Here is a 9,202-nt window from a genome sequence, read left to right as displayed (position 1 = left end):
TCCCAAGAACGGTAAAACCAAGACCTCAACGATATGCCAAAAATAAGAAAGCCGCTCACCTTAAGTGAACGGCATTAGCCCACTAGGGCGTTTATTTTTTCTGCTGTGCAGCAAGCTTCGCTAAAACCATATCGAGATGCTTTTTAATCGCTATTGGTGAACCTTTTAATAATTGCCCACGTAAAAAAACATACCATTCATTAGGTTTACCGGTGTCGTTCATCAACTTAAACCCTTTATAGTCTTCTGTTTTTTGGTTGGGATTACGTTGCGATGTTTCTTGCGTAGCAAAACTCGCGGGAGACATGAGTGTTTTCATATCACACCACCAATCAATACTCTTCTTCACTAACGTGACTTTACCTGCGAGTATTTTACCGTTGATATTTACCTTCCAATCATCTAGTTCGCCAGATGCATTTTCTAGATGATAACCACGGTATAACAGCCGTTTTTTCATAGAGACTCTTCCACATGATCAACTAATCATCAAAGTACGCTATTGATAAGCGCAGATTACACATTATGCAACAAATTTAAGATATAAATGCTTTTATACAACAGTAAAGCTAACGTAATTGAAGCACTATCCCGCATTCGTGTACAGCATTCTGACGCTTAAATGGGCACTTAGTTAGAGTTTTTTGACGGTATTAATGTTTGTGTGGACTAAATGTATAAATAGCATACACTCTATAAAGTTATAGTGCGTTAGGTGTCTAATTCAAATGAATACAAAAGAATACGTAACAACCTTCTCTAAAGAAGTGACAGATATCGCTCACTGGAAAGCCATCACGGGGAAACGGTATGCCGAACGAACTCTTGTTGCGTTCAATACCGACTGGAATGCATTTGTTTATTATTGTCAAAGTATTCATGCTTCACCACTCCCAGCTAAAGTACAGACCATAGAACGCTTTATCGATCACATGGCTCTGACACGTAAGCTTTCAAGTTTAAAGCGCTATATTATTACTATCCGATTAGTGCATCGTACCCTTGCGTTAACCGACCCATGTTCACACACCCAAATAAGACTGCTTATGCAGCGGCATCATGAAGAAAAACAAGATGATAGTAAGCAAGCTGAAGGTTTGCATGCCGATCATCTCTATCGCCTTTTTTTAGTATTTGAATCATCAGTCAACATCAAAGATATTCGCGATCTAGCTATTTGGGCTGTTGCATTTGAGGGATTACTTAAGCGCAGTGAATTAAGTAACCTGTGTGTGGAAGACATAATTATGGACGAAGCCGGTAATACGTCCCTTCAATTAGAGAAAAAAACAATTCCACTAAGTGAACGAACATCAGCGGTTCTCACCCAATGGCTAACTGAAGGCTTAGTGACTGATGGCTACATATTCCGACGCATTGATCGCCATGGAAATATCGGGGAGATGCCGTTAGACCACTCCTCTATCTATCGCGTATTTCGTCGTGCAGGTGATGAATTAGGGGTATCAAGTAAAGTGATTTTCTCAGGGCAATCACCTCGTGTTGGTGCAGCACAAGATCTCGCAAGCGATGGTGCAACACTGAGTGAGATACAATCACAAGGTCGCTGGAAAAGCCCTGCTATGCCAGCACAATACATAGGTCAAAATAGTAAGCGAGATAAAGAAATGGAGAAATTCAAGAAAGATACCCCATGGGATAACGACTAACACTCGCAAGCCCCATCAGATTACAGAGCTTATTCTATGGGGCTATCATTCCAGTGTTCACTATAGCCATTGGTGTAATTAATTGGCACTGTAATTTGCTGGAATAAGGTAATTAAAGGCATTAAGTTACCGAAATACCCTGCAATGTTGGCATCTACCCATTCCGTCAATGTAATACCTTCCCAGCAAATTTCGTAACCTGCGTTAATCGCAAGAATTTCAAAAAAGATACGCTGAACACGTCCATTTCCCTCTCTAAAGGGATGAACAACATTCAACTCACAGTAATAGTGAGCACAGCGTTCAATAAATTCGCTGAGTGGTAAATCGATTAGACACTTTTCTTTTGCAAGATCATCAAACAACCGCAACGCTTCACGCTCAATATTCATAAAATGGCAAAAACGGGTTTCACCTTTTGTTATATCGACATGTCGTGTTTGACCTGCCCATTGGTACAAGTCTTGGAATAGTATGTAGTGAATTTGAAGGAGGTAGTTGAAATCTAGATGTGAAAAATCAGGCTCAAAATGTTCTGCTCGCACGCGAGTAAAATCACGCTCTGCTAACGCAAGCTGATCGTCATCAGTAATATCAAGCTTATTGATTAAGACTGATGAATGTGGATAACAGTCAGGGTCGTGAGTGACACCATATTTATCTCGCATACTCTTTTCTTAAGCGTTGAATTTTTTCATTTTCATCTAAAGCTTTTGCATCAGCCTGTTGTTGATCGGGTAAGCCAATTTCAAAGCCTTCCAATTGTAAGCTTGCTCGATAATTTCGAGCCTGTAACTGCTTAAAGCGTAATCGTTTTTGCTCTTCATCTCGCATAGCGATACCTCTATGCACCTATTGGAATTATTACAGCTATCAATAAAAACGCCAGTGATTCACTGGCGTTTTAGCATCTTTGCGATTATCTAACCGCTCGTTTAATGGCTTGCTCAAGGAAGCCAATGAACGTTTTTCCACTATGCTCAAGCATTTTCGGGAACATCGAAATCGGAGTCATACCTGGGAATGTGTTGATTTCATTTAGTAAAATCTCACCTTCATCGCTAAGGAAGAAATCGATACGAGATAAATCCTTTAGCTTCATTTGTACAAAAGCTTTACGCGCGAAGGTACAAATATCTTCAATTTGTTTTTCAGTTAGATTGTCAGCTTCAACTGTTGTCTTAGAGTGACTGCCAGCACCGTATTTTTCATCGTAAGAATAAAAACCATCTTCAGGGGCTGCGACCTCACCGGGTTTGGTAATAATCAATTCGCCTTCATATTCAAAAGCTGCAATTTCTAACTCACGAGGTTTGATTGTTTTCTCGATCAAGACTTGGTCTGAATAGGTAAATGCGTTGTTGACCGCATCTTTCAACTCTGACTCATTCGTTACACTGTAACAGCCAACGGAGGATCCTTGACAAGCTGCTTTAACAAAAACCTTGCCCCACTTCACTAATGCAGCCTTCGCATTTTCGTGATCTTCTGCACTGTTTTCACTTAGGAATAAATACGGTGTGTTCGGAATATCTAACGCATCAAACCATAGCTTAGTGGTGATTTTATTAAAACAATTGGTGCTTGCTTCAGCACCACAGCCTAGGTACGGCAGTTTAGCCATATCAAGGAATGATTGCAGATCGCCCGTTTCACCAGGGAAACCGTGTACACAAGGTACGACATAATCAATCGCTTGCTTTTCGTCACCAATTTGAAGCGTACGATCAAGATTTAGCTGACATGATGTGCCATCCTCTAAAAACCAACCGTCTGTCTTCATCTCAACACGTGAGTAGTTGATACCATCTATCTGCTTTAGCGTTTGCTCTATGTAATTAGCAGAAATAATTGATACTTCGTGTTCAGCAGAACCACCGCCGCACAGCAGTAAAACGTGGATAGCGCTCATTATCGTCCCTTGTGGTACTTCATTGGTAACTCTGTGTTCACCAACATTAATCATCATCTGGCTTGGCGTAAGAATACAATGTAGAGAGACGCCAACCCCGTTTATTACCCAATAGTAATCAAAAATACCTACTGATGGCAGTATCTCTGTCGGGTTACGTGTAAAAACCATCAGAAATCATAAACCTTCCCGATTAACTGATTAAAAAGTCTTCATTTAACTGTAATAAACGCGAGACACAGCGGATCATAAGAGCTTTCAGAGCAAGTGAGTCGACCACAACTACGTGAAATTTACTTGCCCAATAAACCAAAAAGAGCGCTAAGCGCTCTCTTTTAAAAGTACCTTTTGGGTACTAACCAGAATGATTAATTTAGCTTAGTCAGCTTTGGACTTGGTGATGCTTTAATGTCATCAATTTTGCGAATGAATGGGCCATATGTTTTTACGTCTTGTGGCAATGCATTCAAAGCACGCTTCGCTTGTTCGCGCGTTTCGTACTGACCAAACAACAATGTGTACCAAGGCAGGCCATCTAACATTTTCTTGTTAGTCCAAACAGGCTGATTCGACGGTAGCTTATTCAAGTAAGTCGTAAAGCCTTGGTTATGGCTTAGCGCTAACACTTGAATGGTATAGCCATCTTTTGCTGCTTCGACATATTCGTATGTTGGCTTAGTTTCTGTTTGTGGCTGCACTTGCTGTGTTTCGTTACTGACTTCCGTTGTCGTGACGTTTTGCGCTGTGTTCTCTGCTTGCATTGCTGCAATCTGTTCTGCTGAATACACTTCCTGAGAAGTTGAACTGACAATCTCTAGTGAATCTGTATTTGACGCACACCCGACAAGTGCCGTTGCTACGGCTAAAACGGCGATTTTTTTCATTGTTATCCTACCACTGAAAATTTCTGCAATTATTCTGACGCTAGTTCTTATACCAATCAAGCAAAACGTTATGCAAGATCAATAACTATCTGCCCTCTGTCACAGCATTTAGTAGTAGAATTCCCTCGTTATATTCATTTCTCTCAATAATTTTTCTTTGGAGTGCTAAATGGCAGATCCACATATCAAAAGTCAGTTAGACATTATCGATATTATTACCGTCATTCTTTATCGTTTATCATTAACCGTGGCTGCAGCGACACTCTCAATAATTGCATGGGAAACAGAAACGGCAACAACCGTTCTTGTCGCAGCCGCATTAATTGCTTCATCAACTGTCCATATTTACGACAAACGTTTTCGTTGGTTAATTCAAGGCAGTGGTCTGTTTGCCGCTATTTGGCTTTTAGCTGGATTATGGCAACCGCTCGCATTAGGTGCTGCTCTTTTTGCATTCAGTGCATTGGCTGTGAAAGAGTACTTTTGTTTCCAGGTGAAAGTGCTGCTTGCAACCCCCTTAGTATTAGCCGGGTTCTGGTTTTGTTTTGTCTTTGATCAACAGCAAATCAGTATTTTATTCAGTATGGCTGGTGCTATTTTACTGGCGGTTGCGGCTGCTGCAAAATGGCGTATGCCGCTGCACTTTGATATCGGCGATAAAAGCCGCTACCAAGTCTAATTACGGTACTCACCGTACAACAAAGTGCAGCATGGATGCTGTACTATTCACGTTAAGATTAGGCAGCAATTCCCCCTTATATATTTGGCAATGCCGCGTGTGATCACACCCCATAGCTATCAGCCAGAAACTCCCCGCTATATCCGCTAATATCAGTTATACCTCTCTGACGGATTGGTAAAAGATAAGAAGATGCGGAGTAAATAATGAACGGACTCGATAAGTTACTTAAGCCTAAATCCATTGCAGTAATTGGTGCTTCTGACAACCCTCAACGTGCGGGTAATGTTGTTATTCGTAACTTATTATCGGGTCGCTTTCATGGCCCTATAATGCCCGTCACCCCAAAGTACGATGCTGTCGCGGGTGTCTTGGCCTATCCAACTATTCAAAGTCTTCCCCGAACGCCAGATCTTGCGGTTGTTTGTACTAACGCACATCGTAACGTAGCCATTATTGAAGAACTCGGTAAAAAAGGCGTCAAAGTCGCGGTTGTATTAGCGGCAGGTATGAACAGCCTACCCAGTTACTCAACAACCAAGCCAAACGCGGGAGAAGCAGAGGTAATAGAATCCGAAGAATCGCGGATGTTTGCGATGGCGCAACGCTACGGTATGCGAATTGTCGGCCCTAATAGTATGGGGTTAATTTTACCTTGGCTTAATCTTAACGCGTCTTTCTCTCCAATCTCTGCAAATAAAGGGAACATTGCCTTTATCTCTCAATCGGCGGCGGTATGTACCACGATTTTAGATTGGGCAAAAAACAAGAAAATTGGATTTTCCACATTTTTGTCGCTAGGTGATGCCTGTGACATTAACTTTGCTGAACTGCTCGATACGCTATGCCGCGATAGCAAAACCGAAGCAATTTTGTTGTATGTCGATTCAGTAAAGGACGCTCGTCGGTTTATGTCTGCCGCGCGTGCTGCGGCTCGGAATCGCCGTATTCTGGTGGTCAAAAGTGGGCGAACTCAGGCTGGCAGCATGGCTGCACAAATCCATACTGGCGGCGATGCCGGGCTTGATGCTGTTTATGATGCGGCTATCCGCCGTTCAGGTATGCTCCGCGTTCACAATACCCATGAGTTATTTGCTGCTGTAGAAACACTGGCGCATTCAGTACCGCTGCGTGGCGAGCGATTGGCGATACTAACGAATGGTGGTGGCCCTGCAATAATGGCTGTCGATGCGTTATCAGATAGAGGGGGTAAGCTTGCATCATTAAGTGAAGACACCATCAATCAGCTCTCTGATATTTTGCCCTCTTGCTGGTCGCATTCAAACCCAATCGACATCATTGGTGATGCCGATATTACACGCTATGAGAAAGCGGTAAGAATACTGTTAGATTCAGATGATTTCGACGCGCTGCTGATAATGCATTCGCCATCTGCAATCGCAGATGGCAACGAAACCGCAAAACGCTTAGTTCACTTATTACAATCCCACCCACGAACTCGAAAATTCAACATATTAACCAATTGGGCTGGCGAAAATGAAGCCATTAGCGCAAGACAAGTTTTTGCCGATGCTGGTTACCCCGCCTATCGGACACCTGAAAGTGCCATTTCTGCTTTCATGCATTTAGTGGAGTACCGTCGTAACCAGAAACAGCTGATAGAGACCCCGGTTTCTTTTGGTGAAACCAAATCCAGCCCTAAGCTGGTCAATACCATGATCAAAGAGCTATTGGCACAAAACATATACCAAATGGAAACTCACGATGTGAGGCCATTACTTGAAAGCTATGGCTTTAATACACTGCCAACTTGGATTGCCAATGATCCAGCAGAAGCCGCTCACATCGCAGAGCAAATTGGTTACCCCGTTGCAGTTAAGCTTCGCTCTCCCGACATTCGCCATAAATCAGAAATTCATGGCGTAATGCTACACCTAAGAGATGCGGCTGAAGTTGCTAATGGCGCACAAGCAATTCTTGACCGTGTATCTTTAAACTACCCAAGTGCGCGTATTGATGGTTTATTAGTACAACAGATGGCAAACCGTGCAGGTGCACAGGAACTGCGCATTGCCGTTCATCATGATGCTATTTTTGGCCCTGTGATTTTGTTGGGCGAAGATGCAGTTGAATGGGATATTCATAAAGACGCCGCTGTTGCCATTCCCCCTTTGAATACGGCACTTGCTCGCTATATGGTTATTAATGCCATTAAAACAGGGAAAATCCGCCAACGTCGACAACCAGAACAACTCGATATTCCCGCACTGTGCCAGTTGCTGGTGCAAATTTCTCAGCTTATTATTGATTGTCCTGAAATAGCAGCACTAGATATTCACCCGCTATTGGTCTCAGGTAATGAACTCACAGTAATAGATGCCTCGATGGAGCTCAAACCATTTAACGGAGACAAACAAGCGCGACTGGCTATTCGTCCCTACCCGAAAGAACACGAACAAAGCGTTAGCCTAAAAGATGGACGATCTATTTTACTGCGCCCAATCTTGCCAGAAGATGAGCCCAAGCACGCCGAATTTGTATCGAAAGTCTCTGTGGATGATTTATATCGCCGATTTTTCTCCGACGTTGGTGAATTCAACCATGAGGCACTAGCAAACTTTACTCAAATTGATTACGACCGCGAGATGGCATTTGTTGCAACCACGAATCTGGTAAATGAAGATGGCAGCGAAGAAGAAGTGATTATCGGTGTCACGCGCGCATTATCGGACCCTTATAACGAAGAGGCAGAATTTGCCATCTTGGTACGTTCCGATTTAAAAGGTCTTGGTTTAGGCCGAATTTTAATGGAAAAAATCATCGATTATTGCCATAAACGAGGCTTACAGCGGTTAACTGGAATGACGATGCCCTCCAACCGAGGCATGATCATGCTAGCGCAAAAAGTGGGCTTCCATGTTGATATTCAAATGGCCGATGGCATTGTAGAAATGCTGCTTTTACTGCAGCCAAGCGATAACAGCTAGTTGTTGTTAGTATAAATCAGGCTTAAAGCCTCTCACTTATTTTGGTGAGAGGCGCACTCAAACAATCTTGTATCCGTGTATCACATCTTATTCACGGCTTTACTTGCCATTGCTTTTTGAGCTGCTGAATACACCATGATTTCGCTTTCCCCATCGTATTTCGATTCCAGGCTAAAACAATATCAAGCTCATGCGCTTGCTCTTCTTTAATCATCACTAACTCGCCGCGAGCAATAGCATCTTCAGCATAATGCGACGAAAGGGTGCCAATACCGACACCTGCTTTTAAGGCTACCAACTTGTCGTGCATGGTGCTAACCGTGAGTAATGGTTGATCATCTAAAATATTGTGAGAAAGAGGCGGCATATTACGGGCAGTATCTGCTACTGCTATCACGCGATATTGAAGACGCACGAGTGGGTCCAGTGGATCATCATGCTGCAATATTGGATGTTCGGGGTGAGCAACCCAAAATCCCAGTTGTTTACCGAGCGGTTCAATTTTCACCTCAGGCGGTGCAACTGTCGGTGCTGGTGCTATCACTAAATCAGCCCTATCTTGCGCAAGCGCTTCCCAACAGCCCGCCAGAATTTCTTCTTGAAAACGAAGGCGTGTCTTACTCTTTTTGGCTAAACCATCCACCAAGGGAAGCATCTCTTCAAAAGAAAGAAGCCCATCATACGAAATAGTAATATCAAGTTCCCAACCATGTGCCAGAGCACTCGCATCCGCTACCATCTCATCTGCAGCTTGGAGTAATAATCGTCCGCGCTCTAGCAACAACCTCCCCGCTTTAGTAAATACTGCGCGATGGCCAGAGCGATCGAAGATAACAAGGTCTAAATCTTGTTCTAGTTTTTGGACTTGATAGCTTAAAGATGAAGGCGCTCGACCCAATTCTTCGGACGCAGCAGCGAAACTTCCACGTCGATCTATGGCATCTAATACCAACAAAGCCTCAAATGACAATAATTTATTCACTACAACTCCCTGTTTATCAAAGCAAAGCACCGAATGGACTATCATACCCCTATTTTATTGATCCCCCTATAGGGGCTTAGCCTGCAACAGGCAAAAATAATGACTAACTAGTCACTAATATTTATAT

The 9,202-nt window shown here is 43.0% G+C and carries 9 protein-coding genes; 3 read left to right on the top strand and 6 right to left on the bottom strand.

What is annotated here, in order from left to right:
• Nucleotides 1-91: 91 nt before the first annotated feature.
• Entirely contained in the window at nt 92-460 is a 369-nt protein-coding gene (locus ASV53_RS20740; protein WP_094958496.1) for a DUF3319 domain-containing protein, read from the bottom strand.
• A gap of 268 nt (nt 461-728) precedes the next feature.
• Here ASV53_RS20740 and ASV53_RS20735 point away from each other — a divergent pair, with 268 nt between their 5' ends.
• Nucleotides 729-1,670 carry a tyrosine-type recombinase/integrase gene (locus ASV53_RS20735; RefSeq protein WP_094958495.1) on the top strand — a complete coding sequence of 314 codons (942 nt, stop codon included), beginning with the start codon at nt 729-731 and terminating at the stop codon, nt 1,668-1,670.
• Between the two features lie 29 nt (nt 1,671-1,699).
• Here ASV53_RS20735 and ASV53_RS20730 read toward each other — a convergent pair whose 3' ends face one another.
• The 4 genes from ASV53_RS20730 to ASV53_RS20715 all read right to left on the bottom strand — a co-directional run bounded on the left by ASV53_RS20730 (nt 1,700) and on the right by ASV53_RS20715 (nt 4,466).
• Nucleotides 1,700-2,338 (bottom strand): putative adenosine monophosphate-protein transferase Fic, encoded by a 639-nt coding sequence (locus ASV53_RS20730; RefSeq protein ID WP_094958494.1) that lies wholly within the window; start codon nt 2,336-2,338, stop codon nt 1,700-1,702.
• Nucleotides 2,328-2,504 (bottom strand): YhfG family protein, encoded by a 177-nt coding sequence (locus ASV53_RS20725; RefSeq protein ID WP_083540852.1) that lies wholly within the window; start codon nt 2,502-2,504, stop codon nt 2,328-2,330. The genes ASV53_RS20730 and ASV53_RS20725 overlap by 11 nt, the downstream gene beginning before the upstream one ends.
• Before the next feature lie 85 nt (nt 2,505-2,589).
• The gene (locus tag ASV53_RS20720) at nt 2,590-3,582 is read right to left on the bottom strand and encodes a D-alanine--D-alanine ligase (protein WP_062689317.1); all 993 of its coding nucleotides are present in this window, start codon (nt 3,580-3,582) and stop codon (nt 2,590-2,592) included.
• A 368-nt stretch (nt 3,583-3,950) separates the two neighbouring features.
• On the bottom strand, nt 3,951-4,466 hold the full coding sequence (locus ASV53_RS20715) for an SPOR domain-containing protein (RefSeq protein WP_062689293.1): 516 nt from the start codon (nt 4,464-4,466) through the stop codon (nt 3,951-3,953).
• Between the two features lie 169 nt (nt 4,467-4,635).
• Here ASV53_RS20715 and ASV53_RS20710 point away from each other — a divergent pair, with 169 nt between their 5' ends.
• Complete coding sequence (locus ASV53_RS20710; RefSeq protein WP_062689291.1) at nt 4,636-5,145, top strand: DUF2301 domain-containing membrane protein; 510 nt, start codon at nt 4,636-4,638, stop codon at nt 5,143-5,145.
• Nucleotides 5,146-5,351: 206 nt separating this feature from the next.
• The gene (locus tag ASV53_RS20705; RefSeq protein ID WP_094958493.1) at nt 5,352-8,093 is read left to right on the top strand and encodes a bifunctional acetate--CoA ligase family protein/GNAT family N-acetyltransferase; all 2,742 of its coding nucleotides are present in this window, start codon (nt 5,352-5,354) and stop codon (nt 8,091-8,093) included.
• 91 nt (nt 8,094-8,184) lie between these two features.
• Here ASV53_RS20705 and ASV53_RS20700 read toward each other — a convergent pair whose 3' ends face one another.
• Nucleotides 8,185-9,075: a LysR family transcriptional regulator gene (locus ASV53_RS20700; protein ID WP_094958492.1), complete on the bottom strand. Its 891-nt coding sequence runs from the start codon at nt 9,073-9,075 to the stop codon at nt 8,185-8,187.
• Nucleotides 9,076-9,202 lie beyond the last annotated feature (127 nt).

Origin of the sequence: Photobacterium sanguinicancri (assembly GCF_002265265.1) — a bacterium.
GTDB lineage: Bacteria > Pseudomonadota > Gammaproteobacteria > Enterobacterales > Vibrionaceae > Photobacterium > Photobacterium sanguinicancri.
Note: the sequence above shows the minus strand (reverse complement) of the source record. Positions and strands in the feature narration are given on the sequence as shown.